We start from the raw sequence: 25,773 nt of genomic DNA, 5'->3' as shown, positions 1-25,773 counted from the left end.
ATGCCGCATTTCACCATCGAATATTCGGCCAATCTCGACGGCGCCGTGGATATCAGCGCGCTCTGCGAAGTAGTCCGCAATGCTGCGGTGCAGACCGGCATCTTTCCGCTCGGCGGCATCCGCGTGCGCGCGATCCGCTGCGAGCATTATGCTATCGCCGACGGCCGCGCCGGCCTCAGCTTTCTCGATATCCTGCTGCGGATCGGCGAAGGCCGCTCGCTCGAGGCTCGCCAGACGGCTGGTGCGCATATCTTCGATGTGGTCTCGACCCATCTCGACAATGTTTTCGCCGGCGACCGATTTGCGCTGTCCTTCGACATACAGATCAACGACAGCGCCACGAGCTGGAAGCGCAATCCCATTCACGACCTACTGAAAGCCGAGGCCAACAATGGCTAAGACCCCTGCCGATCCCGCCGCCGTCTTTGCTGCCAATCAGGAACGTGCCGCGCCGCTGCTGAAAAAGCTCACGGCCGACGGCATCGGCAATATCATCGACGGCCAGATCGTGCCGTCCTCGTCGGGTGAGGTGTTCGAAACGACGTCGCCGATCGATGGAAGCGTGCTGGCACAGGTCGCGCGCGGCACGGCAGCGGATATCGACAGTGCCGCCAAGGCCGCCCAGCGCGCTTTCAAGGACTGGCGCGACATGGCGCCGACCACGCGCAAGAAGCTGCTGCACCGCGTCGCCGATGCCATCGAGGACAATGCCGACGATATTGCGGTGCTGGAATGTATCGATACCGGCCAGGCGCATCGCTTCATGGCCAAGGCCGCGATCCGCGGCGCCGAGAACTTCCGCTTCTATGCCGACAAGTGCCTGGAGGCGCGCGACGGCCTGAACATGCCGGCCGATGAGCACTGGAATGTCTCGACCCGCGTACCGATCGGCCCGGTCGGCGTGATCACGCCGTGGAACACACCGTTCATGCTGTCCACCTGGAAGATCGCGCCAGCGCTGGCCGCCGGCTGCACGGTGGTGCACAAGCCGGCCGAATGGTCGCCGGTCACGGCGAATCTGCTGGCGAAGCTCGCCAAGCAGGCCGGCCTGCCCGACGGTGTGCTGAACACCGTGCATGGCTTCGGCGAAGAGTCCGGCAAGGCGCTGACCGAACACCCGGCCATCAAGGCCATCGCATTCGTCGGCGAGAGCGCCACCGGCTCCGCGATCATGGCGCAGGGCGCGCCGACGCTGAAGCGCGTGCATTTCGAACTCGGCGGCAAGAATCCCGTGATCGTGTTCGACGATGCGGACCTCGACCGCGCGCTCGATGCCGTGGTGTTCATGATCTATTCGCTGAATGGCGAGCGGTGTACATCGTCCAGTCGATTGCTGGTGCAGGCGAGCATTGCTGATACATTCATCGAGAAGCTTACCGCCCGCGTGACAGCGTTGAAGGTCGGGCATCCGCTCGATCCCCGGACCGAAGTCGGTCCGCTGATCCATGAGCGGCATCACGCCAAGGTGTGCAGCTATTTCGACATCGCACGACAGGACGGCGCGACCATCGCCGTCGGCGGCAAACCATATGACGGCCCTGGCGGCGGGCATTATGTGCAGCCGACGCTGGTGACCGGCGCGCACAAGGACATGCGTGTGGCACAAGAGGAAGTGTTCGGCCCGTTCCTCACGGTGATCCCGTTCAGCAACGAAGCCGAAGCCATTGAGATCGCCAACGCCGTGCAATACGGCCTCACCGGCTATGTCTGGACCAATGACGTGGGCCGCGCGCTGCGCGTGGCCGACGCGCTGGAGGCCGGCATGATCTGGCTTAATTCGGAAAATGTCCGCCACCTGCCGACGCCATTCGGCGGCATGAAAGCCTCCGGCATCGGCCGCGACGGCGGCGACTATTCGTTCGAGTTCTATATGGAGACAAAACATGTCTCGCTGGCGCGCGGGACGCATAAGATACAGAGATTGGGAGTTTAGCGCACCCGACCATCAGCCGTCATTGCGAGGAGCGAAGCGACGCGGCAATCCAGAGCCAGACAAAGAAAGACTGGATTGCTTCGTCGCAAGGGCTCCTCGCAATGACGGCAGAAACAACGGCGGCTTGGCCGCCGAGATAAAAGACAACAGGAAACGCCCAGGAAACGCCCATGCCCGTGCCGACCCACGTGTTCGATCCGCCCTTCAACATCCTGCGCTCCAGCCACGTCGTGCTGGATGTCACGGATCTCAAGGCCAGCCGCGCCTTCTATGAGAATGCGGTCGGCCTGCATGTCGAGGATGCCGACAGCGACACCGTCTATCTGCGCGCCGTCGAGGAGCACCAGCATCACTCGCTGGTGCTGCGCAAGGCGGCTACGGCCGCCTGTCACCGGCTCGGCTTCCGCGTCGCCAGCGAGAACGATCTCGACAAGGCCGCCTCCTGGTTCGCCGCCAACGGCGTCACCTATTCCTTCGTCGAGCGCCCGTTTCAGGGCCGCACGATGCATGTCACCGATCCGTTCGGCTTCCAGATCGAACTCTATGCGACGATGGAGAAGCGCCCGCATCTGCTGCGCCGCTTCGATCTTTACAAGGGTTGCCATCCACAGCGGCTCGATCACTTCAACGTCTTCGCCGCCGAGGTGCAGGACACCGTCGACTTCTATGCGCGGCTCGGCTTCCGGCTGACCGAATATGGCGAGGAGGACGGCGAAGGCGGCCGCATCGCCGCTGCCTGGATGCATCGCAAGGGCAATGTGCACGACTTCGCCATCACCAATGGCAAGGGGCCGCGGCTGCACCACTTCGCCTATTGGGTGCCGACCGCGATGAACATCCTGCATCTCTGCGACGTGATGGCGTCATCGGGCTATCTGAAGAACCTCGAACGTGGCCCCGGCCGCCACGGCATCTCCAATGCGTTCTTCCTCTATGTCAGGGATCCCGACGGCCATCGCCTCGAGCTCTACACGTCAGACTACCAGACCATGGACACCGACCACGAGCCGCTGCGCTGGTCGCTGAAGGACCCACGCCGGCAGACTCTTTGGGGCGCGCCTGCCCCGCGCTCGTGGTTTGAACAAGGCTCGCCGTTCAACGGGCAGGCCGTGCGTGAGCCGGCTTTCGTGGCGGATGTGACGATTGCGGATTGATGACAATAGAGTGTGAGGAACACGCGCGATGACCCACTCCCGCCTCGCCACCTTCACCGTCAACGGAGCCCTGAAATACGGCGCCGTCGCCGACGATGGGATCGTCGATCTGTCCGCGCGCTACGGCGGGGATTATCCGACGCTGCGCGAGGCCATCACCCATGGGGCCTTGCACCGGCTCGCAGATGCCGCTGCCAACCAGCCTGCCGATTTTGCATTGGAGAGCATCACCTGGCAGCCGCCGATCCCCGCCCCGGAAAAGATCATCTGCATCGGCGTCAACTATCCGGACCGCAACGCCGAATACAAGGACGGTCAGGACGCGCCGAAATATCCCTCGATGTTCATGCGCACGCCACGCTCCTTCGTCGGGCATGAGGCGCCACTGGTGCGGCCGCGCGTATCCAGGCAGCTAGACTATGAAGGCGAAGTGGTGCTGGTGATCGGCAAGGCCGGGCGCCACATCGCCGAGGGCGATGCGCTGGACCACATCGCTGCGCTGACGCTCTGCAACGAAGGCACCATCCGCGACTGGGTGCGGCACGCCAAGTTCAACGTCACCCAAGGCAAGAATTTCGACTCCACCGGCAGTCTCGGGCCATGGATCGTGCCCTATACCGACGAAAGCCAGATCGCTGACATCCGCCTCACCACGCATGTCAACGGCGAGCTGCGGCAGGATGATCGCACCTCGCGGCTGATGTTCGGCTTCCGCTATCTCCTAAGCTATATCTCGACCTTCACGACACTCGTGCCCGGCGACGTGATCGTCACCGGCACGCCGACCGGCGCCGGTGCGCGCTTCGATCCGCCACGCTATCTTGTCCCTGGCGATGTGATCGAGATCAAAGCGGATGGCATCGGGACGCTGCGCAATGGCGTCGTCGACGAACACTAACGGATTGGAATACGCATGACTGTTCTCACCGGTGGCGAAGCCATCGTCAGCGGGCTCAAGGCGCACGGCATCGACACGATCTTCGGCCTGCCGGGCGCGCAGGTCTATGGCCTGTTCGACGCCTTTCATCAGGCGAAGCTGAACGTCATCGGCGCACGCCACGAACAGGCCTGCGGCTACATGGCGTTCGGCTATGCCCGCGCCTCCGGCAAGCCCGGCGTGTTCAGCGTGGTGCCCGGCCCGGGCATTCTCAATGCCAGCGCGGCGATGCTGACCGCCTTCGGCTGCAATGAGCCGGTGATGTGCCTCACCGGTCAGGTGCCAACGGATTATCTCGGCAAGGGCCGCGGTCATCTGCATGAGATGCCCGACCAGCTCGCGACGCTCAGAAGCTTCGTCAAGTGGGCAGAGCGCATCGACTATCCTGCGGACGCGCCGACAAAAGTGGCGCGCGGATTTCAGGAGATGATGTCCGGCCGCCGCGGTCCCGTGGCGCTGGAAATGCCATGGGATGTGTTCACGCAGCGCGCGGAAACCGCTGCAGCGACGACGTTTGAACCGTTCGCCGCGCCGCAGCCCGATCCTGATCGCATCAAGGCCGCAGCCGCTCTGATCAAGGGGAGCAAATCGCCGATGATCTTCGTCGGCGCGGGCGCGATGGACGCAGGCGACGACATCCTCGCACTCGCCGAGATGATCGACGCGCCCGTGGTCGCGTTCCGCTCCGGCCGCGGCATTGTCAGCAATGCCCATGAGCTCGGCCTCACCATGGCCGCCGCCTATAATCTGTGGCCGCAGACCGATCTGATGATCGGCATCGGCTCGCGGATGGAATTGCCGACCACGTTCCGCTGGCCGTTCCGGCCGGAGGGGCTGAAGTCTATTCGTATCGATATCGATCCCGTCGAATTCAGACGGCTCACGGTCGATGCGCCGATCGTTGCCGATGCGACAGAAGGAACGCGCGCGCTGGTCGCCGCCGTAAGCAAGGCCGGATACACGAAGACCTCAGGCCGCCGCGAGATCATCCGCGCAGCCTCGGCGAAAGCGCAGAAAGATATCAAGGCGATCCAGCCGCAGATGGCCTATCTCGACATCCTGCGCGATGTGCTGCCGGACAACGCCATCGTCACCGACGAGCTGTCGCAGGTCGGCTTCACCTCATGGTTCGGCTTTCCGGTCTACCAGCCGCGCACCTTCATCACCTCGGGCTATCAGGGCACGCTCGGCTCGGGTTTTCCCACAGCGCTCGGCGCCAAGGTCGCGCATCCCGACCGGCCGGTGGTGGCGATCACCGGCGACGGCGGCTTCATGTTCGCGGTGCAGGAACTGGCGACGGCTGTGCAATTCAAGATCGGCGTGGTGACGCTGGTGTTCAACAACAATGCCTATGGCAATGTGCGGCGCGACCAGTTGCAGGTGTTCGACGGCCGCGTCGTCGCCGCCGATCTGGTCAATCCGGATTTCGTCAAGCTCGCGGAATCCTTCGGCATCGGTGCTATCAGGGTGACGTCACCGGCGGAGTTCAAGCCGGCGCTGGAAAAGGCACTGGCCGATGGCGGGCCGTATCTGATCGCGATCGACGTCCCGCGCGATTCGGAAGTCAGTCCGTGGGCGTTCATTCATCCGAAGAAGCCTTCTTAACCTCTCCCCGCTCTGCGCGGGGAGAGGTCGACCGGCGTAGCGTAGCGAAGACGGTCGGGTGAGGGGCGAGGCAAGAAAGAGGACACATGCTCAACCTGTCGGGTCGAAGATGTGCGATCCGAGAGGAATAGTTCGCAGCGACTGCAGTGGATGCCCCTCACCCGCCGCGCCCCTCGATGCTGCGCATCGAAAGGCGCGTCGACCTCTCCCCGCAAATGCGGGGAGAGGTTAGCGCGTTACTGCTTCACCGGCGGATCCAGCAGCATGCAGCCGCCATCCGCGATCGGCCGCATGATGTCTTCGGCCTTCACCTTGCCCTTGATGGTGAGCAGGTCCCACTCGCCTTTGACCTCCGACGGCTTCTTCACTTCCGCCAGCAGCATGTCGTTCATCAGCCGGCCGTCCTCGCGTACGCGGGCGCCGGGCGCGAAGAAATCATCCACCGGCATCGCCTTCATCTGACGCATCACCTTCAGACCGTCGTTCTCGTTGGCGGCTTCCGCAGCGCGCAGATAATGCTTCACCGCGCTATAGACGCCAGCCTGCGCATGGGTCGGCATCTTGCCGTGCTTGGCCATGAAGCGCTTGCCGAATTCGCGGCTCTTGTCGTCATTGTCCCAGTAATAGCCTTCGAGATACTGCACGCCTTGCGTGGCCTCCGAGCCTAGCGCCTTCACCGAGGTGAGATAGAAGATCAGCACGGCGAGCTTCTGCTTGCCCTCGCCGATCTGGAATTCGCGCGCCTGCTTGATATTGGTGACGGTGTCGCCGGACGCATTGGCGAGCGCGATCACCTTGGCGCCGGAGGATTGCGCCTGCAGCAGGAAGGACGAGAAATCCATCGTGCCGACCGGGTGCTTCACCGCGCCGAGCACCTTGCCGCCGGCAGCTTCCACCACTTTCGAGACTTCCGCCTGCATGGCGATGCCGAACGCATAGTCCGCCGTGATGAAATACCAGGTGTCGCCGCCCTGCTTGACCACGGCCTTGGCGATGCCCTGCGCCAGCGAATAGGTGTCATAGAGCCACATCGCAGCGGTCGGCGCGCATTGCTTGCCGAATACGTCGGCCGTGGCCGAGCCGACATGCACCAGCACCTTGCCGCGCTCGCGCGCCATGTTCTGCACGGCCAGCGAGATCGCCGAATTGCCGATGTCGAAGATCGCATCGACGCCCTGCTGATCGTAGAGATCGCGCGCCAGCGACACGCCGATATCGGTCTTGTTCTGATGATCCGGGCCGAGCAGTTTCACCGGCTGGCCGCGCACCTTGCCGCCGACATCGTCGATCGCAAGCTGCGCCGCGACCACGCTGCCGGTGCCGCCGGCGTCGGAGAACACCGAACTCTTGTCGTTCAGTACGGCGATGGTGAGAGGCTTGGTGATGGGTTCGGCGAGCGCCGAACCGTTCAGGCAAGCAACAGCAATGGCAGCCAATATGCCCATTCGGGTCATTGTCGTTTCCTCGTTCTGGTTTTTATTGAGGAAAGCGTAATAGCGGCCGAATGCCTTGGCCAGCGAAATTTAATCGATCGATTAAATCGAATTCCGACGTGCGGAAAGCATCAGATGACTGGTATCGATGCGCTCCGCCGCTGCAGCCGAACCGCAGCAAGCGCCAGTAGTCCAGCACCGGCCACAGCCCAGCATGCGACGGGCGCCCAGTGCAGCAACGGCGCATAGTCCGGCAGCTTCTGCAATCCGCCGGCGACCGCGGCCATGCGTGCGAAGGTCGCGAGTGCGAGCGCCGAGAAGACGAGACCGATGACCTTGCCCTCGGCGCCGGTCTCACCGATCGCCATCGCCGCCGACACCGCGCTCATCATCATGCAGCCCCATGCCGCGCCGGCGATGAATTGCGCCGCGATCAGCATGTTGAGATTCACAGCGAACTCCGCGCCGATCACCGCAAGCGCGCCGAGCAATCCGGCGGCGCCAATGACGACGATGCCGCCCTGACGCTTCACCACCGCGCTGGCCGGAAACATCGCAATGTTGAAGCCGATCCAGAATATCGGCATCAGCCATTCCAGATCGGCCGGCTTGGCGAAGCGCAGGAACATCGGCGCGCTGTTGATGCTGAAATGCAGTTGGAAACCAAGCGCGAGAATGACCATGGCGGCGATAAAGAGTTGCGGCATGCGGCCGAGCGCCTTGCCTTGCGCCGGCAAAGCCTTTGCCTCACGGGCGCTGACCTGCACAAGGCCGCGCTCGACGCGCGACAGCGCCAGCGTCACGATCAGTAAAACCACGCCGGCAACAACGAAAGGTAGCCGCGGATCGACGCCGCGCAATGTCGCGCCGAGATAGGGCGCCAGCGCACCGGCGACGCCATAGCCGAGCATGGCCAATGCCGCGAGAAACGGCCGCGATGGGCGCGCGGCATATTTGCCGAGCAATGTCAGCGGCGGCGCGCGCAAGGCGGAGGATGTCGCCGACCAGATCACGATCAATACAATGAGCGCGACTTGCGCCTTCGGTCCCTGCCCGGCAACGAAAGGCAGCGCGACGAAAGCTGCGCAGGACACCGCGGTCAGCACGCCGACAACGAGACCGAGCCGCCCGACCACGCGCGCGATCCTGTCGGCGACCAGGCCCATCGCCGTATCGGTGACGGTGAAGATCGCCTGATCGAGCATCAGGATGACAATCACGACGGTGGGGGCAATGCCGACATCGGCCGCAAGCTTCGGCAGATAGATCACATAGGTGACCCAGCCGAGCGTGAAGACCAGTTGCAGGACGGCGAGCCAGACGCCTGCAGCGTTGCTGGCGGCGGCCTGTGTGCCAGTTCGTTCCTGCTCGCTCATGGTCCCCTCGCCCCACCCGACCATAGAATGGTCGCGGCAGCCAAGGAAAGCGTTCAACGCGTGGCGTTCAACAGGTCTCGTTCAACAGGTCTTGCGGAAGGTCAGATTGATGCGCTGGCCGCCCATGACCGGATGCTCGCCGTCGGGGAGCGGCGCGACGCCGTGATAGGCCAGCCGCGACGGGCCGCCCCAGACCACGACGTCGCCATGGGTCAGACGATAGCGCCTCGTGGGCGCGCTCCGTGTGAGACCACCGAACAGAAAGGTCGCCGGCAGGCCGAGCGACACCGAGACGATGGGCGCGCGCAGATCGAGCTCGTCCTTGTCCTGGTGCAGCGAAAGTTTGGCACCGGGCTTATAGCGATTGATCAGGCAGGCATCGGGCACGAAGGCTTCGAAGCCGGCACGAATCGCCGCGCGTGCGGCGAGATCGCGAAACGGCGCCGGCATTTCGGGCCACGGCTTGCCGCTGTCGGGATCGACAGGGTCGTACCGATAACCGCGTGCGTCAGAGACCCATCCGACACGGCCGCAATTGGTCATGGCGACCGACATGGTGTGACCGCCGGGCGTGACCAGATGGCGGAACGGCGCCGCCTTTACGATCATACGCAGCGCCGCGATCACATCCGGCTGTTCGGCGGCGAAGAAGTTGCGCAGCAGAACGGCTCCCTCAGCGAGCTCCTCACACGCGGGCTGGTCGTCCCTGATATCGGCGAACAGGTCGGTCATCTCGGTTGTTCAGTCGTCCTGTCACTTCGCATCGTGAAAGATCACCCCGAGCGTATGGCGCCGGCCGGACTTCACCCGGCTGACGCCGTGGCGCAGATTGACGCGATAGCTGCCGCGCGTGCCGGCAACCGGCCGGTGATGCACGGCGAACACCACGGCATCGCCCTGCCGCAAGTCTACCACTTCGGCGCGCGACTGCATGCGCGGCCGCTGCTCCGTCAACACGAATTCGCCGCCGGTGAAATCCTCCGACGGCTCCGACAGCAGGATCGCGACCTGCAACGGAAACACATGCTCGCCATAGAGGTCCTGATGCAGGCAATTATAGTCACCGGCTTCATATTGCAGCAGCAGCGGCGTGGGCCGGGTCTGGCCAGCATCGTGGCAGCGCTTGAGGAACGCAGCGTGATCGGCGGGAAAGCGCACGTCGATCCCCATCGCCTCGTTCCAGCGATTGGCAATCGCGCTCAATGGTCCGTAGAGCGCGGGGCGCAGACCGGCGATCGGATCTGGCAGCGGATAATTGAAATACTTGTATTCGCCGCGGCCGAAGCCATGGCGGCCCATGACGATGCGGCTGCGGAAACGGGAATCGTCGGGATAGAGCGATGCCAGGTGACGACACTCATCGGGCGTGAGCAGTTTCTCGAACACGGCGCAGCCCTGGACGTCGAGTTCGGCAGAGATGCGCTGCCAGTCGATGGCGTCGATGCGCGCCTGCGGCGCGGCGTCACTGTTTTCTGGGCGCTTCTTCGCGAGTGAAACCATGTCATCGCCTCCGTCATCCGGCCGCGATCAGGGTGTCATGGCCTGTTGGCCATTTTGGGGAGATGGGCGGGTGAAGCCACCCGATTTCCGGGCAACTAACCTCTCCCCGCTCTTTGCGGGAGAGGTCGGACGGCGAAGCCGGCCGGGTGAGGGGCGAGGCAGGAGAGAAAAGACAGGCGCAGAACCATCGGATCGAAGGACGGGAGACCCGAGAGCGCGCGCGCGTGGTGACGACGGTGACCGCCCCTCACCCGCTCCGGCTGCGCTGCGCTTCGCCGGATCGACCTCTCCCCGCAATGCGGGGAGAGGTTAAGAACCTCAGCCCACCACCGGCAATGTCTTCACATCATAGCCATGGCTAATCTTGCGCTTCAGCACGGGATCTTCGATCTCGTAATCAAAACGCTCCGCCGGTCGGATGCCGCCCTTGGCGGCGAAGGTGCCGCCGAACATGGCGGTGCCGTCGGGCAGCTTGTCGCTGTCAAAGCCCTTCTTGATCAGTTCGGYCACCGGCAGCATGCCGCTCAGCAGGCCTTCCTGATACAGCACCTTCTCGCCCTTGATGGTCGCCCAGGAGCGCAGGATGATCTGGTCCCAGTGCGGAAGCAGTTCGGAGAGCTCCCACACGACAGGTGCGATCGGCTTGTCGCACATCTGCTTCGACACGGTGATGTTGTAGGTCTCGACCTTGCGGTCGGTATGGTCGGAGCCGACGCCGACATAGGTCTTGCCACCCGACGCGATCAGGCAGAACTCGACTTCGCCCGAGGAATTCTCGTCGGTGCATTCGATCATGCCGTCGGTGGTGAAGCGGCGCGCCGAGCAGCGGTAATAGATCGGCGTCGAGGCCGGCGGCGCGATGCCGAGCGCCTCGAGTTCCTTGATGTGATGATCGCGCGCGACGGGATCGCGGCCGGTCCAGCCGGCGATGACGCCCTGCGTGATCTTGAGCGTCAGCGGCGTCTTGGTGCCTTTTGCGTCCAGCGTGAACGCGATCTCGGTGGTCATATGGTTCTTCCTTGCTTGCAATTGAAAGTGAGCTCCGGCGTCGCGCTCCCTCTCCCCGCAAGCGGGGAGAGGTTAGTAAACATCAGCCACGAACGAGCGTCTCCATCCCCGCGGCAAGTTCGAAGATGCGGCGGTCGGAGCCGCCGGCGGCGGCCAGCATCAACCCGACGGGCGCTTCGTCCTTTGCGTGGATCGGCAGCGAGATGGCGCAGCCGTCGATCATGTTGATCAGCGTGCAGTTGCGCAGCGCCATCAGGTTCTGCTTGGAGAACACCTTGTCGTCTTCCATGTCGGCAATCGACGGCGGCGTGATCGCGCAGGTCGGCAGCACCAGCGCATCGTAAGGCGCGATGCGCTTTTCGGTGCGCGCGATCAGCGAACGGCGCATCGGCAGCAGGTCGAGATAGTCGGCGGCGTTCTGAGTCTCGCCGCGCTGGATGCGCAGCGCGACTCTGGGATCATAGACGTCGCCCTTGCTGGCGAGGAGATAGCGATGCCAGGCATAGGATTCAGCCGCGGTGAAGCCGCCCTTGGTGCTCATCGGCGCGATATCGTTGAACTCAGGCACTTCGATGCGCTCGATGATCGCGCCCTTCTCGGCGAGCTTCTTCAGCGCGCGTTCGAAAGCGGTGGCCACGACGGGATCGAGATCGTCCATCGCCATGGTGGTCGGTACAGCAAGGCGCATGCCCTTGATCGGGCGCGGCGTGAGCTCAAATTCCGGTTCGCCGGCCAGCACAGCATCCATGGCCGCGCAGCAGGCGACCGAGCGGGCGAGCGGGCCGATGCTGTCGAGCGTGAAGGAGAGCGGCACGGCGCCATCGAGCGGCACGCGGCGCTGGGTCGGCTTGTAGCCGACGATGCCGTTGAAGGCCGCCGGAATGCGGCAGGAACCGCCGGTGTCGGTACCCAATGCCGCATGCGCCATGCCATCGAGCACGGAAACGGCGGCGCCGGAGGACGAGCCACCCGGCACATGGCCGACCTCGCGCTTCCACGCGCCTTTGGGCGTACCGTAATGCGGATTTGTGCCGATGCCCGAATAGGCGAATTCGACCATGTTGGTGCGGCCGATCACCACGAAGCCGGCACGGCGCAGGCGTGCGACGGTGGGGGCATCGGCATCGGCCGGCGCGGAATCGTCCAGCGCGCGGGAGCCTGCGCGGGTCACCTGACCCTTGATGTCGAACAGGTCCTTGATGGAGATCGGAATGCCGGCAAAGCGCGACGGCGCGGCATTGGCCTTGCGCAGCGCATCCATGGCATCGGCGGCGGCCAGTGCCGCATCCTTGTCGACATGGATGAAAGTACGCTCGCCCTCGCCGTTCGGATCGGCGATTTTGGCCAGACAGGCTTCGACCAGTTTGCGGGAGGTGGTGCGACCGGCGGCAAGGTCGGCGGCCAGGCTGGCGAGGGTCGGTGCGGTCTGGTGGAAGTCGTTGCTCATGGTCGCGGCATCCTGTGTGTCTTGCCGGACCCGCAGGTGGTCACGGCGCCCGGTCGGTATCGCCGAAAGTGTCCTCGATTTCCAGATCGAGCAGCGCGGAGCTGAGCGATTTGCCATGCGCATCGAGCGCCAGCGATCGCGTCACCCCGCCGCCAAGCGCCTGATCCATCACGAAGTTCAACGCTGCGAGATTGGGCAGCTCGTAGCGGACCACCTCGCCCGCGACGATGCCCGCAAACAGGGCCTTCACGCGCGCGGCGGTTACCTGGGATACTATCAACGGATATAGCTTTGCGTCAAAGGCAATTACCGAGATGTTGGAAATGTTGCCTTTGTCACCTGTGCGGGAATGGGCGATCTCGCGCAGCTTCACGTCATGCTCCCTGAACCATCCGTACCAACCTACCCTGCCAGGTTGCAGCGGGACAAGCCGCGCACGTATTTCAACCTGAATTCCACGTCGTCCCGCAGTGAGCAGATACGGCCATGCAGCACGCGCGCTGGACCGCCCCCGGTGGAATGTGGAATGTCCATCCAGAGGACAACGAACGGGGCCAAATCCCCGTCCAAGGGAGAGAACACCACACATGGCTGAACCAGCCCGCGCGCGGCCGAAACCGACACCGGAAACCCAGCATTATTGGGACGGCGCCAAAGCCGGCGAACTCCGCCTGCAGCGCTGCGACGATTGCAGCAATGTGTATTTTCCACCGCGGCCGTTTTGTCCCGGCTGCGCCTCGCGCAAGGTGTCGGTGTTCAAGGCCTCGGGCAAGGGTTTCCTCTACAGCTACGTCATCAATCATCGGCCCGCCGCGCCGGGCTTCACGCCGCCTTACGCGATTGCCGTGGTTGAGCTTGAGGAAGGTCCGCGGCTGATGAGCAACATCATCGATTGCCCGCAGACGCCCGAAGCGCTCGAACTCGACATGAAGCTCGAGGTCGCCTTCGAGAAGCTCGACGACGCCATCACCCTCCCCGTATTCCGTCCGGCGAAGGGCTGAGATCATGCGCAGAAACGCAGTCGCCGTTGTCGGCGCAGCCGAGACCACCGAGCTCGGCGTCATCCCCAACATGTCGCAGATCCAGCTTCACGCGGATGCGGCCCTCAATGCCATCAAGGATGCCGGGCTAAAACTGTCCGACATCGATGGCATCGCCACGGCCGTCGAGACGCCGCAGCAGATCGCGCATTATCTCGGCATCACCCCGACCTGGGTCGACGGTACGTCCGTCGGCGGTTGCTCGTTCATGCTGCATGTTCGCCACGCGGCCGCGGCGATCGAGGCCGGCCTGTGCAAGACGGTTCTGATCACGCACGCGGAGTCCGGCAAGTCGATGATCGGCAAACTGCCGCGCTCGATTCCGGCCGACAGCCTGCAAGGCCAGTTTGAGGCGCCTTACGGTGTCTACGGCCCRCCGAGCATGTTCCCGATTCCCGTGCTGCGCTACATGAAGACGCACGGCATCACCCATGAGCAGATTGCTTCAGTGGCGGTGTTCCAGCGCGAATGGGCCGCGAAGAATCCGCGTGCAATGATGAAGGCGCCGATCACGGTCGAGGACGTGCTGAACTCGAAGATGATCGCCTATCCGTTCCGCATCCTGCAATGCTGCCTCGTCACCGATGGCGGCGGCGCGCTGATCCTGACCTCGGCGGATCGCGCGAAGGATTTCCCGAACAAGCCGGTCTATATTCTCGGCACCGGCGAGAGCGTGGAAACGCCGATGGTCAGCCAGATGAAGACCTTCGATTCATCGCGCGCCTTCACCGTGGCCGGACCGACCGCATTCCGCGAGGCGGGGATCGCGCATAAGGACGTCGATCACCTGATGATCTACGATGCCTTCGCGCATCTGCCGCTGTATGGTCTCGGCGATCTCGGCTTCATGCCGCATGAGGAGACCGGCAAGTTCATTGCCGACGGCAACACCCGCCCCGGCGGCAAGCTGCCGATGAACACCAATGGCGGCGGCCTCAGCTATATGCATTCCGGAATGTACGGCATGTATGCACTGCAGGAGAGCGTGCGCCAGATGCGCGGCATCGCACCGGCGCAGGTGCCGGGTGCGAAGATTTCCGTATGTCACGGCGTCGGCGGCATGTTCGCTGCGTCGGGGACGGTGATTTTTACCAACGAGAAGTAACTCACCCTCGGTGTCATTGCCGGGCTTGACCCGGCAATCCATCTTCTTCGGAAAAGGCATCTTGCGAAGACAGATGGATACGCGGGTCAAGCCCGCGTATGACGACTGAGAGTATTTCGCCAGAATTCACCACCAAAAGGAAAACCACATGGCATCTACCAAATCACTCGACGGCAAGGTCATTGTCGTCACCGGCGCGGGTCGCGGCATCGGCCGTGGCATTGCGCTGCTCTGCGCCGCTGAAGGCGCCAAGGTCGTCGTCAACGATCCCGGCGTCGGCACCGACGGTTCGGGCGGCGATGGCGCGGCTCCGGCCGAACAGGTCGTCGAGGAAATCACCAAGGCCGGCGGCACCGCCGTCGCGAACTTCGAGTCGGTGGCCGAAGCGATCCCGGCCAGCAAGATCATCAAGCAGGCCGTGGACACCTACGGCAAGATCGACGGTGTGGTGAACAATGCCGGCATCCTGCGCGACGCGATCTTCCACAAGATGTCCATCGATGCCTTCGAGATGGTGATCAAGGTCCATCTGATGGGCTCGTTCTATACATCCCATGCTGCCGCGCGATATTTCCGCGAGCAGAATTCCGGCTCGTTCGTGCACTTCACCTCGACCTCGGGTCTGATCGGCAATTTCGGCCAGGCCAATTACTCGGCGGCCAAGCTCGGCATCGTCGGCCTGTCGAAGTCGATCGCGCTCGACATGGGCCGCTTTGGCGTCAATTCGAACTGCGTCTCGCCCTTTGCCTGGAGCCGCATGATCGGCAGCATCCCGACCGAGACCGAAGCCGAGAAGGCCCGCGTCGAACGCATGCAGCGCATGGGTCCGGAAAAGATCGCACCGCTGGTGGCGCATCTGCTCTCCGACGACGCCAAGGAAATCTCCGGGCAGATCTTTGCCGCGCGCATGAACGAGATCTTCCTGATGGGCCAGTCGCGCCCGCTGCGCTCGATCCACCGCGCCGAAGGCTGGACCCCGCAGTCCCTCGCCGAGCACGGCATGCCGGCGCTGAAGTCGTCCTTCTACAAGCTCGACCGTTCGGCAGACATTTTCAGCTGGGATCCAGTCTAACCGCACTCTGCGTCATGGCCGGGCTTGTCCCGGCCATCCACGTCTTGGCGACCAAACAAAAGGCGTGGATGCCCGGGATATCTAGCGAAGCCGCGCTTCGCGCTTTGCCCGGGCATGACGTGGAGAGGTTGGCGCCCTCTCGCCGCCGACACACCGACCATCTCCACAACCCAAAATCGAAAACGAAACAATATTACTCAAATAGCTATGCATAGCGGTCTTATCTGACCCGAGATTACGCTAATTTCGTCATAAAGAATTCAAACGCCGGCCAAGACCGGCTATGTCACCAGCAATCAACGGGTTTGACGTCACGCATGTGCGGACGAAACCGTATTTGCTGGACGAACATCATGACAGATCACGCGGGCGCGATGCCCTCCGCGGCCATGCCGCATTCCAAGCCGCTGAATTCCCCCGCCCGCGTTTTGCTGGCGAGCCTGATCGGCACCACCATCGAATTCTTCGACTTCTACGTCTACGCCACCGCCGCGGTGCTGGTGTTTCCAAAACTGTTCTTCCCGGCCGGCAACGACACCGCCGCGCTGCTCGCGTCCTTCGCGGTGTTCTCGATCGCGTTCTTTGCGCGTCCGTTCGGCGCTGTCGTGTTCGGTCATTTCGGCGATCGCGTCGGCCGCAAGACCACGCTGGTCGCAGCATTGCTCACCATGGGAATCTCGACCGTGCTGATAGGCCTGCTGCCGACGCATGCGCAGATCGGCCTCGCTGCGCCGCTGCTGCTGGTGCTGTGCCGTTTCGGTCAGGGCTTTGGACTCGGCGGTGAATGGGGCGGCGCAGTGCTGCTCGCCACCGAGAACGCGCCGGAAGGCAAGCGCAACTGGTACGCCATGTTCCCGCAACTCGGTGCGCCGCTCGGCCTGTTCCTCTCGTCCGGCACATTCTTCATCCTGCTGCATTTCGTCTCGCCGGAAACGTTCCTGAGCTGGGCGTGGCGCGTGCCGTTCCTCGCCTCCATCGTGCTGATCGCCATCGGATTGTGGGTGCGCCTGTCGATCACCGAGACGCCGGAATTCCAGAAGGCAATCGAGAAGGCCGAGCGCGTTGCCGTCCCCAGCATGGAGCTGCTGCGCAAGCACAAGCGCAGCCTCGTGCTCGGCACGCTGGTCGGTCTGATGACCTTCGTGTTCTTCTATGTCTGCACGGCCTATCTGCTGTCCTACAATGTCGGTATCGCGAAGATGTCGCTGCTCGATGCGCTCAAGGTGCAGATCGCCGGCGCCGTCGCCTTCGGCACCACCAACATCCTGGCCGGCCTGCTCGCCGACAAGATCGGTCGCCGCACGCTGCTGATCGCCAATTGCCTGATGGTGATCGTGTTCTCGTTCTTCCTGGCGCCGCTGCTGTCAGGCGGCGTGGCGGGCATCTATGCCTTCGCGCTGATCGGTCTGGCGATCTTCGGCATCAATTACGGCCTGATCGGCGCCGCACTCGCGGCACCGTTCCCGACCACCGTGCGCTATACGGGCGCGTCGATGACGTTCAATCTGGCGAGCATCTTCGGCGCCTCACTGGCGCCCTATATCGCCACTTGGCTGCAGGCAAATTACGGTCTCGCTTACATCGGCTATTACGTGCTCGCCGCCGCGACGATCACGCTCATCGCGATCTTCGCTTCGGACAAGCACGAGGTCTGAGCGCGCTTGCCGGCAAACGTCAAAAAGGGGCAGTGCCAACGCTGCCCCTTTTTTATTGATCAGCGCGCCGCCTGCTGCCGCCTGAGCTCGGCGCGAGCCGCGTCACGCTCGAATTCGCCATCGCCCCGGCACACTTCAGCTGCCTGTTTCAGATAGGGCAGCGCCTCCTGCGGCTTGTGCTTCACCATCAGATACTGGCCGAGATAGAACGACACGCCGCAATCGCCGAAGTCGTCCTCCAGCCGCATGTTCTTCATTTTGGCGAGCATCTCCTCCCGACTCATCTGGCCGAGATAGACCGCGACCATCGGCCATGGCCAGCCCTTGCGATCGAGCTTGTCGGTATTGCGTTTCAGCTCGCCGATGTCGTTGTCGCCGCTGCGCGCCCGCGCGATGTAGCGTAGCAGCTTGCCCAGCTCGTATTCCGGCGTCTTCTCGACCACGTCGCCGAAATCGGCGGCAGCCTCGGCGAAATGTCCCTCGATGAAGTTCATATGCGACCGCCGGTTGCGGGTGTCGGGATCATCCGGCCTCAGCTTCAGCGCCGCATCCAGGTCCGGGATCGCGCCGGCGAAATCGCCCTTGCGCGCGAAGGCGATGCCGCGGTCAACATGGGCGCCGACGTCGTTCGGATTGCCGGCCAGAACGACATCGAAATCCGCGATCGCGCCGTCATTGTCGCCGCGTCGAATCCTGATGTCGGCGCGACCACGGTGGGCATAGCTGTCGCCGGGCTCGATCTGTAGCGCAGCGTCATAGTCGGCCAACGCCCTCTCGTAGTCTTTCTTGGCGGCACGGCTGTTGCCGCGCAATGCAAACGCCGCATAGTCTTTCGGATCGAGGCGGATGGCTTCCGAGAAATCCGCGATCGCGCCATCGATGTCGGCCAATCTCTTCCGCAACATTCCGCGTCCGCGGTGGTAGGATGAATTGCCCGGCTGCAGGCGAATCGCCTTGTCATAGTCGGCGCGCGCCCGCACGAAATCGCCCTTGGATTCATAGGCGCTCGCCCGCGAGCCGAAGCCCGAGGCGTAAGTGGGATCGAGGGCGATCGCCTTGTTAGCATCCGCGATAGCCAGATCGAATTCGTCGAGGCGGTTGTGGACCATGGCGCGCGCGCCATAGCCTTTCGCAGAATCAGGATTGAGTGCGATGAACGCAGTAAAATCCGCGCGCGCCGCCTCCATATGGCCGAGTTCGAAGTTCCCGATGGCGCGAAGGCGAAGCGCTTCGGAGCGCTCGGCATCCGTTGCGCCGGGACGATCGATGATATCGCTACAGCCTGCGATCATCCGCTGATCCATCGGCGGGCGACATCCATTATCCGCGTGCGCTGACAATGATGTGGCGAACAGCAATGCTGCAGAAGCGACTGCAACGCGCATGTGACAGCAAAACGACGACATGGGAACCACACATCAGTATGAGAGATTTGGCCATTGGTCGCGTGGAACTATCAAAACGTTCACTGCGCTGCGATGCGCGCTTGTGCACCGCCATGACCGCGCGGCAGCATCGAATCGTGTAGCATCGACGTCGCAACGGTATTTAGACTGCTGGCAACGGCTGGAGAAAACCAGAAAAGCCGGGAGGACGACGATGCCAACTCAGCTCACGCAAGACTCTGCTCACCCCGCCGCACCATCCCACTCACTCAGTCGCAGAAATATCCTGGGCAGCGCCGCTGCATTGGCAGCGACGACGCTGATCGCACCTGATGCACTCGCGCGCAACTTCGGTCGCGGCGCGGAACCGCAGCGCTATCCCGATCCCGATATCGTCGTCATCGACGCCAATCGCTTCAAGGCGAGAGTCGGCAACACCGTCATCAAGCGGCTCTATACGGGCTGCCTGTGGGCGGAGGGACCGGCGTGGAATGCACAGGGTCAGTATCTGATCTGGAGCGATATCCCTGCCAATCGCCAGTTGCGTTATCTCGACGATGACGGCCACATCTCCGAGCGCTTCCGCTATCCATCCGAGGAGAGCAACGGGAATTCGTTCGACACAGAGGGCCGCCAGCTTTCCGCGCAGCGCACGCGCCTTGTCCGCTTCGAGCACAATGGCAGCGTCACGACGCTGGCTGAACAGGCAAACGGCAAGCCGCTGAACGGGCCGAACGATATGGTGGTCAATCCGATCGACAAGGCGATCTGGTTCACCGATCCCGGCTACGGCGCCATCAATCTCTATGAAGGACAACGCGCGGCGCCGGGCGTCACGCAGCCGCACCAGAAGGAAGCGGTATATCGCATCGATCCGACCAGCGGCCAGATCGCCAAGGTCGCAGACGATCCGTTCAAACCGAATGGTCTGGCCTTCAGCCCGGACTACAAGAAGCTCTATGTCTGCGACACCGGCATCACGCATTATCCCAATGCCAAGAATGTCGTCTGGCAGTACGACGTCGACGGCGGCAAGCTCTCGAATGGCAAGCCGCTGATCGACATGACGCTGGATGGCAAGTCCGGCTTCCCTGACGGGCTGCGCGTCGACACCGAAGGCAACATCTGGGTCGGCGAGGGCTATGACGGCGTGCAGATCTTCGCGCCGGACGGCCAGCGCATCGGCCAGATCAAGCTTCCGGAGACCTGCGCGAACGTGTGTTTCGGCGGCAAGAAGCGCAACCGGCTGTTCATGACGGCGAGCCAGTCACTCTATGCGGTCTATGTGGAAACGCAGGGCGCGCATTACTGTTGAGGGGCCCACGTCGCAGCCAGCGGCTTCGCGCAACTCTCTCCACGTCATGCCCGGGCTTGACCCGGGCATCCAGCTTTGCGGCAAGCAACGGAGAAGATGGATGGCCGGGTCAAGCCCGGCCATGACATAGGGATAGGACGTAGCGTCTCGACGACTACCCGCTATTCCGCAGCCCCGCCGAGATCCCATTGATCGTCAGCTGAATCCCGCGCAGCACCTGCTCGTCCGGATTATTTGCACGGTGCTCTTTCAGCAACTCGACCTGCACGTGGTTGAGCGGATCGAGATACGGGAAGCGGTTGCGAATCGAGCGGTCGAGCAGCGGGTTGTTTTGCAGCAGGCGCTCCTGCTCCATGATATCCAGCAGCGTCTCGATGCACAGATGCCATTCGCCGCGGATGCGGCCAAAGATGGTCTCGCGCAGCTTTTGGTCGGCGACAAGCTCCGCATAGCGCGAGGCGATGGCGATGGAGCTCTTGGCCAACACCATGTCCATGTTGGACAGTAGCGTGCGGAAGAACGGCCATTCGCGGTGCATCTCCTGCAGGAAGGCCATGCCCTTGTCGGGATGATTGGCGAGCCACGCCTCGATGGCGCTGCCGAAACCGTACCAGCCTGGCAGCATCAAGCGGCACTGCGCCCAGGAGAACACCCACGGGATCGCGCGCAAATCCTCGATAGCACGGGTCTTCTTGCGCGAGGCCGGACGGCTGCCGATGTTCAGCGTCGAGATCTCATTGATGACGGTGGATTCCCAGAAGTAATCGACGAAGCCTTCGGTCTCGTAGACGAGGCCGCGATAAGCCTTGAAGGCCAGTTCGGAAATCTCCTCCATGGCTTCGAGATATTCGCGGCGCGGCGCGCTGTGCTTTGGCGCCAGCAGGCTTGCTTCCAGCGTTGCAGCGGCGAGGATTTCCAGATTGTTGCGGCCGACCTCGGCGTTGGAATATTTGCTGGAGATGATTTCACCCTGTTCGGTAATGCGGATCTGCCCATCCACCGCGCCGCCGGGCTGCGCCAGAATCGCATCGTGGCTCGGGCCACCGCCGCGGCCGACCGAGCCGCCGCGACCGTGGAACAGCCTGAGCCGGATGTGATGCCGCTCGAACACTTCGATGAGCTCGATCTCGGCCTTGTACAGTTCCCAGCCGGAAGTGACGAAGCCGCCATCCTTGTTGCTGTCCGAATAGCCGAGCATGACTTCCTGCACCGCGCCGCGGCTGTCGACCAGCTTGCGATAGTCGTGCAGCGAGAACATGCGGTCCATGATCGCTGCCGAGGCCTGCAGATCCTCGATGGTTTCGAACAACGGCACGATGTTGATGGCGCTGCGGCCGGAGCAATCGACGAGCCCGACTTCCTTCAGCAGCACCGCGACTTCGAGCATGTCGGAGACGCCCTTGCACATGGAGATGATGCATTGAGGGATCGCGGCCGCGCCGAATTTCGCATGAACCTGCGCGGCCATGCGAAACAGCGCAAGTTCGCCTAGCGTCTCGTCGCTGTATTTGACGAACAGCGAGCCGAGCGGCCGCGCGTTCTTCAATTCATTCGTCAGCAGCGCGATGCGCGCTTCCTCGCCGAGCGCGAGATAGGACGTGCCGGGCATCGCCGCATCGATCAGTTCGGCGACGGTGCGCTCGTGCACAGCGGAATTCTGCCGGATGTCGAGACTGGCGAGATAGAAGCCGAAACAATCCACCGCGCGGCGCAATTGCCGCAGCCGGCCGCGGGCGATGACTGCGGAATTATCAGCGATCAGCGAACGATCGAGCACATCGAGATCGGCCTTGAACTCCTGCGCCGATGCATAGGCCGGCGCATCACCCACGGCCGCACGGCGATTCGGCAATTCTAGCGCATGGGCCGTTGCCGCCATGCGGGCATAGACGCCGGAGATCGCCAGACGATAGGGCTCGCCGGCGCGGTGCGGCGATGGATCAGGAGAGCGTTCGGCCAATGCGCGGAGTTCATCGGAAACATCGGCGAGATGCGCCGCCATCGACAGTTCTGCGCCCAGCGCGTGAAGTTCGTCGAGATAGAAGCTGAAGGCGCGCCTGCTCTGCAGCATCATGGTGCCGCGCATCACATCCGCCGTGACGAACGGATTGCCGTCGCGGTCGCCGCCGATCCAGCTGCCCATGCGCAGGAACGAGCCGAGTTCGGCCGCGCCGCCCTGCGCGCGCAGGCTGTCTTCCAGCACGCAATGCAGCCGCGGCACCTCGCGCAGGAACGTGTAGTCGTAGAACGACAATCCGTTGGCGACTTCGTCGAGCACCGTCAACTTGCTCCGGCGCAGCAGATTGGTCTGCCACAGGGTGACGACGGCGCGGCGCAACTGTTCCTCGGAGGCCTCAATCTCTTCCGCGGTGAGCTGCATGCGCTCGCGCCGGTCCAGCAATGCCGCGATTTCCATTTCGCGGTCGATGGTGCTCTTGCGGCGCACTTCCGTGGGATGCGCGGTCAGCACCGGACTGATCAGCGCCTGTCCGAAGAACTTGCTGAGCAGCGCGGCATCGATGCCGGCCTCGCGCGCGCGCTTCACCGCATGGGCCAGCGTGCCCGATGCGTTAGCCGCATTCGCGCGCTGCGCCCGCATCCGGCGGATGTTGTTCTGGTCCTCGGCGATATTGGCGAGATGGGAGAAATAGCTGTAGGCGCGAACGATGCGCACGGTCTCAGCGATCGACATGCCGTCGAGGATGGCTTCGAGTTCACGCCGCGCCAGCTTGTCGTCGCCGCGGTGGAAGCGGACCGAGGTCTGGCGGATATTCTCGACCAGGGCGAACACTGCCTCGCCTTCCTGATCGCGCACGGTATCGCCAAGGATGCGGCCGAGCAGCCGGATATCCTCGCGCAGCCGGGCATCGGCCTCCTGGTGAGCGGGATCGTCACCGCGCTGGGATGCGGGTTCTTCGGTGGACAGGGTCAGGGACACAAGGACGCTCCAGGAAGTTGCCGGCGCCCCATTTGGTCGCAAGTCATGCTGCGACGCAAGACGAAGTTGCAGCGCCCAGCAGTGTCCCGGAACTCAGCTTCGTGGCTTTACCTTACCTAAGATCCGATCCGCCTCGGTGCGCCAGTCGGCGCTGCGCGCGAAACCCGCCTCGCCCTTGGTGCCGAACAGCCCGTCTTCAGCGAGATCCGCGATCCAGCCCTGACGCTCGGCCGTGCCTTCGGCCGACCACGGCGTGAGCCCGATCTCGCGGACGGTCTCGGCGACCTCGCGGACTTCCTCGCTGCGGCGGCGACCGTGTTCGATGACGCGCTGAAAGAAATAGGCGCCCTGCTTCTCCCAGTCGATGCTCGGAAACGTCTCGACCAGCGAGGCGATCACCGCGTCCTCGACGCCATAGGCGCGTGCGGTCGTAAAGCTCTCGATCACCATGGCCTCGAGGCCCTTGATCATGATGCTGCGGCACATCTTGGTCGCCGAGGCGACGCCAAGCCTGTCACTGGCGACTTGCGCATCGAAGCCGATGGCGTTGAGCAGCGGCGCGAGATCGCGCGCGCCGGTGCCGCCGAGCAGCAGCGGCACCCTGATGCGGTATGGCGGGATGGAGGTCATGACCGCGCCCTCGATATAGCGCCCGCCGGCGCCATCGATCAGCGCCGCCGCACGTTGCTTCGCGCCGGGAGATGCCGAGTTGAAATCGAGAAACCATGCCTGCGGCTTCAGACCGGGCACGCAGGCCTGCGCCGCCGGCACCGTCTGGCTTGCGGTCACCGCACAGACGATGAAATCTGCGCCTGACGCGAGATCGGCATGCGAAGATGCGAGCGTGACACCATGGGTCTCGGCATGGTCGCGGAGCGCCCCGGCATCTTTGCCGTCGAGCTTGAGATCATAGGCGCTGACGCGGACATCCTGCTTGCGCAGGTCTTCAGCGAGAATGCGCCCGACTTCGCCATAGCCGATCAGGCCGACGTGCCACTGGTTCGAACGTTCAGTCATATTGCTTACTGGACCTTGATGTTTGCCGCCTTCAGCACCGGCCCCCATTTGTCCGCTTCGTCATGCATGAACTTGTCGAAGTCGGCGGGCGAGGAGCCGACCGGTGTGGCATCGATTTTCTTCAGCGCCGCCAGCACCACCGGATCCTTCAGCGCCGTCACCAGATCCGCATGAATCTTCGCCACGACATCGGCCGGCATGCCGGCAGGTCCGAGGAATCCCCACCACACCGCCGTATCATAACCGGCGACACCGGATTCGGCGACCGTCGGCACATTGGGCAGTGCCGCCGAGCGCGTAGCCGTCGTCACGGCCATGGCGCGCACCGCGCCGCCTTCGAGCTGGCCGACGATCTCGGGCAGCGGATTGATGCTCATGGGAATATCGCCAGCAATCACCGCGGTGAGCGCCGGCGCACCGCCCTTATAGGGGATCGAGACGATCTTGGTGCCGGCCATATGGTTCAGCAATTCGCCGGCGAGATGCGCCGAGGTGCCATTGCCGGACATGCCGTAGGACAGCGAGTCCGGCTTGGCTTTCGCCTGCGCCAGCAACTCTTGCAGGTTCTTCGCCGGATTGTCCTTCGACACCACGATGGCCAGTGGCGAATAGGCGACTTCGCTGATCGCCGTGAAATCCTTGAACGTGTCGTAAGGCAGCTTCGGATAGAAGAACTGATTGAGCGGATGGCCCGATGCGACGAGGATCAGCGTATAGCCATCGGGCGGCGACTTCGCGAGGGCCTGCGAGGCGATGATGCCACCGGCGCCCGGACGGTTGTCCACCACCGGCTGCTGCCCCCAAGTCTTTGACAGCGACTGCGCAAAGGTCCGCGCCAGCACGTCGACCGCGCCGCCGGCCGCATAGGGTACGAGGATCGTCACCTGCTTGCTCGGAAACGTCTGGGCGTGCAGCGACGGGCTGGTGAAAGACAGCAGCGCAGCCGCCGTGGCGATGGCCAGTTTCATGGGCGCAGGCAAAGACACGGGCATGGGTTGTCGTCCCTCTTGTAATATCGCGCAACAATCTCGTGTCGTTGCTACTTGATATAGCTACTTGGCTGTGGTCGCGGCGCGCAGTCCGGACCGTGCGATGGCCGCATCGACCAGTCCCTGCGCCTTCACATCCTCGGTGAATTTGCGGACAAATACCATCCCCTCGTCGCGACCCTTGGGGATCGCGATGGCATGCCGCTCGACGCCCCAGCGTCCCTCCAGCACCTTCGCCCCCGGTGCCTGTTCGGCGAGTTCGAACAGCGTCGCCTTGTTGGTGGCGAACACATCAATGCTGCCGGCCATCAGCAGGCCGGGCGCAAGCCTGATGGCCGGCACGCGAACGACCTCGGCATTCTTCAAATCGCGCGACAGAACGGCATAGGATGAACTTCCGGCGGTGACGCCGACATGGACGCCTTTGACATCGACATCATCAGCCCCCGCAACCCTGGACTCTTTCGCGACGAGATAGCCAAGATCGCTTTCCAGATAAGACGGGCCGAAATCCATGTCGTTCGCACGCGCGGCCGACGCATTGGTGAAGGCGGCATCGACGGCGCCTGTCTTCACCGCTTCGAGAACCTCGGCATTCCTGGAGAACACCACCGGCTCATAGGGCACGCCCAATTGCCGCGCGAGCTCCTTGCCGAGATCGTAACCGACACCACGCGGGCCTTCGGTTTGCGATACGAGAATAGACGTCGGTGTTCCCGGATAGAGCCCGACACGCAGCTTCCCGCTTGGGGCGAGGATCTGCTTCAGCTCGAGATCGACGGCAACTGCAGGACCGGCAAACGCTGCCACCAGGAGAGCGATCGCCGCGATCTGCGCGGCAAGTTTGTTTCCAATCATTGCCAC

At 63.3% G+C, this 25,773-nt stretch carries 22 protein-coding genes; 10 read left to right on the top strand and 12 right to left on the bottom strand.

The features are described 5' to 3' along the window. From AC1DUY_RS14075 to AC1DUY_RS14055, 5 genes are all read left to right on the top strand, one after another. A complete protein-coding gene (locus AC1DUY_RS14075) occupies nt 1-399 on the top strand; it encodes a 5-carboxymethyl-2-hydroxymuconate isomerase (protein ID WP_478114984.1) in 399 nt (132 codons plus the stop codon). Next, on the top strand, nt 392-1,933 hold the full coding sequence (hpaE, locus tag AC1DUY_RS14070; protein ID WP_478114982.1) for a 5-carboxymethyl-2-hydroxymuconate semialdehyde dehydrogenase: 1,542 nt from the start codon (nt 392-394) through the stop codon (nt 1,931-1,933). Before AC1DUY_RS14075 ends, hpaE begins: the two co-directional genes overlap by 8 nt. A 170-nt stretch (nt 1,934-2,103) precedes the next feature. Beyond that, a complete protein-coding gene (hpaD, locus tag AC1DUY_RS14065; protein WP_478114980.1) occupies nt 2,104-3,087 on the top strand; it encodes a 3,4-dihydroxyphenylacetate 2,3-dioxygenase in 984 nt (327 codons plus the stop codon). Nucleotides 3,088-3,115: 28 nt separating this feature from the next. Then, nucleotides 3,116-3,985 carry a fumarylacetoacetate hydrolase family protein gene (locus AC1DUY_RS14060; RefSeq protein ID WP_478114978.1) on the top strand — a complete coding sequence of 290 codons (870 nt, stop codon included), beginning with the start codon at nt 3,116-3,118 and terminating at the stop codon, nt 3,983-3,985. Between the two features lie 15 nt (nt 3,986-4,000). After that, entirely contained in the window at nt 4,001-5,629 is a 1,629-nt protein-coding gene (locus tag AC1DUY_RS14055; protein ID WP_441277944.1) for a thiamine pyrophosphate-dependent enzyme, read from the top strand. A gap of 236 nt (nt 5,630-5,865) precedes the next feature. On the opposite strand, the gene AC1DUY_RS14050 is transcribed toward AC1DUY_RS14055, so the two are convergent. From AC1DUY_RS14050 to AC1DUY_RS14020, 7 genes are all read right to left on the bottom strand, one after another. Then, nucleotides 5,866-7,083: an ABC transporter substrate-binding protein gene (locus tag AC1DUY_RS14050; RefSeq protein ID WP_478114976.1), complete on the bottom strand. Its 1,218-nt coding sequence runs from the start codon at nt 7,081-7,083 to the stop codon at nt 5,866-5,868. A 110-nt stretch (nt 7,084-7,193) separates the two neighbouring features. After that, nucleotides 7,194-8,438, bottom strand: a complete 1,245-nt coding sequence (locus AC1DUY_RS14045) for an MFS transporter (protein ID WP_478114974.1) — start codon at nt 8,436-8,438, stop codon at nt 7,194-7,196. 81 nt (nt 8,439-8,519) lie between these two features. Continuing rightward, a complete protein-coding gene (gene alkB / locus AC1DUY_RS14040) occupies nt 8,520-9,170 on the bottom strand; it encodes a DNA oxidative demethylase AlkB (protein WP_478114972.1) in 651 nt (216 codons plus the stop codon). A 21-nt stretch (nt 9,171-9,191) separates the two neighbouring features. Next, a complete protein-coding gene (locus AC1DUY_RS14035; protein WP_478114970.1) occupies nt 9,192-9,938 on the bottom strand; it encodes a 2OG-Fe(II) oxygenase in 747 nt (248 codons plus the stop codon). A gap of 318 nt (nt 9,939-10,256) precedes the next feature. Continuing rightward, the gene (locus tag AC1DUY_RS14030) at nt 10,257-10,946 is read right to left on the bottom strand and encodes a DUF2848 domain-containing protein (RefSeq protein ID WP_478114968.1); all 690 of its coding nucleotides are present in this window, start codon (nt 10,944-10,946) and stop codon (nt 10,257-10,259) included. Between the two features lie 82 nt (nt 10,947-11,028). After that, nucleotides 11,029-12,393, bottom strand: coding sequence for an amidase (locus AC1DUY_RS14025; protein WP_309948063.1), 1,365 nt, complete (start codon nt 12,391-12,393; stop codon nt 11,029-11,031). A gap of 40 nt (nt 12,394-12,433) precedes the next feature. Continuing rightward, nucleotides 12,434-12,766: an AtuA-related protein gene (locus tag AC1DUY_RS14020; protein WP_068735784.1), complete on the bottom strand. Its 333-nt coding sequence runs from the start codon at nt 12,764-12,766 to the stop codon at nt 12,434-12,436. A 214-nt stretch (nt 12,767-12,980) separates the two neighbouring features. On the opposite strand from AC1DUY_RS14020, the gene AC1DUY_RS14015 reads away from it, so the two are divergent. From AC1DUY_RS14015 to AC1DUY_RS14000, 4 genes are all read left to right on the top strand, one after another. Beyond that, nucleotides 12,981-13,394, top strand: coding sequence for a Zn-ribbon domain-containing OB-fold protein (locus AC1DUY_RS14015; RefSeq protein ID WP_120291263.1), 414 nt, complete (start codon nt 12,981-12,983; stop codon nt 13,392-13,394). 4 nt (nt 13,395-13,398) lie between these two features. Continuing rightward, nucleotides 13,399-14,538: a thiolase C-terminal domain-containing protein gene (locus AC1DUY_RS14010; RefSeq protein ID WP_309948068.1), complete on the top strand. Its 1,140-nt coding sequence runs from the start codon at nt 13,399-13,401 to the stop codon at nt 14,536-14,538. A gap of 148 nt (nt 14,539-14,686) precedes the next feature. Then, on the top strand, nt 14,687-15,610 hold the full coding sequence (locus AC1DUY_RS14005) for an SDR family NAD(P)-dependent oxidoreductase (protein WP_089265108.1): 924 nt from the start codon (nt 14,687-14,689) through the stop codon (nt 15,608-15,610). A gap of 353 nt (nt 15,611-15,963) precedes the next feature. Next, entirely contained in the window at nt 15,964-17,265 is a 1,302-nt protein-coding gene (locus AC1DUY_RS14000; RefSeq protein WP_309948070.1) for an MFS transporter, read from the top strand. Nucleotides 17,266-17,324: 59 nt separating this feature from the next. Here the strand turns inward: AC1DUY_RS14000 and AC1DUY_RS13995 are convergent, their stop codons facing one another. Beyond that, the gene (locus tag AC1DUY_RS13995) at nt 17,325-18,557 is read right to left on the bottom strand and encodes a tetratricopeptide repeat protein (RefSeq protein ID WP_478114964.1); all 1,233 of its coding nucleotides are present in this window, start codon (nt 18,555-18,557) and stop codon (nt 17,325-17,327) included. 307 nt (nt 18,558-18,864) lie between these two features. Here AC1DUY_RS13995 and AC1DUY_RS13990 point away from each other — a divergent pair, with 307 nt between their 5' ends. Then, nucleotides 18,865-19,965: an SMP-30/gluconolactonase/LRE family protein gene (locus tag AC1DUY_RS13990; protein ID WP_478114962.1), complete on the top strand. Its 1,101-nt coding sequence runs from the start codon at nt 18,865-18,867 to the stop codon at nt 19,963-19,965. A 154-nt stretch (nt 19,966-20,119) separates the two neighbouring features. Here AC1DUY_RS13990 and ppc read toward each other — a convergent pair whose 3' ends face one another. From ppc to AC1DUY_RS13970, 4 genes are all read right to left on the bottom strand, one after another. Further along, the gene (ppc, locus tag AC1DUY_RS13985) at nt 20,120-22,897 is read right to left on the bottom strand and encodes a phosphoenolpyruvate carboxylase (RefSeq protein WP_478115282.1); all 2,778 of its coding nucleotides are present in this window, start codon (nt 22,895-22,897) and stop codon (nt 20,120-20,122) included. A gap of 99 nt (nt 22,898-22,996) precedes the next feature. Next, on the bottom strand, nt 22,997-23,920 hold the full coding sequence (locus AC1DUY_RS13980) for a DUF1932 domain-containing protein (protein ID WP_309948074.1): 924 nt from the start codon (nt 23,918-23,920) through the stop codon (nt 22,997-22,999). A 5-nt stretch (nt 23,921-23,925) separates the two neighbouring features. Continuing rightward, complete coding sequence (locus tag AC1DUY_RS13975; RefSeq protein ID WP_478114959.1) at nt 23,926-24,912, bottom strand: tripartite tricarboxylate transporter substrate binding protein; 987 nt, start codon at nt 24,910-24,912, stop codon at nt 23,926-23,928. Between the two features lie 60 nt (nt 24,913-24,972). Further along, nucleotides 24,973-25,767 carry a transporter substrate-binding domain-containing protein gene (locus AC1DUY_RS13970; protein WP_478114957.1) on the bottom strand — a complete coding sequence of 265 codons (795 nt, stop codon included), beginning with the start codon at nt 25,765-25,767 and terminating at the stop codon, nt 24,973-24,975. Between the last annotated feature and the right edge of the window lie 6 nt (nt 25,768-25,773).

The sequence above is a fragment of the Tardiphaga sp. P4_G1 genome (assembly GCF_056401215.1).
This window is presented reverse-complemented; position numbering and strand designations above follow the sequence as displayed.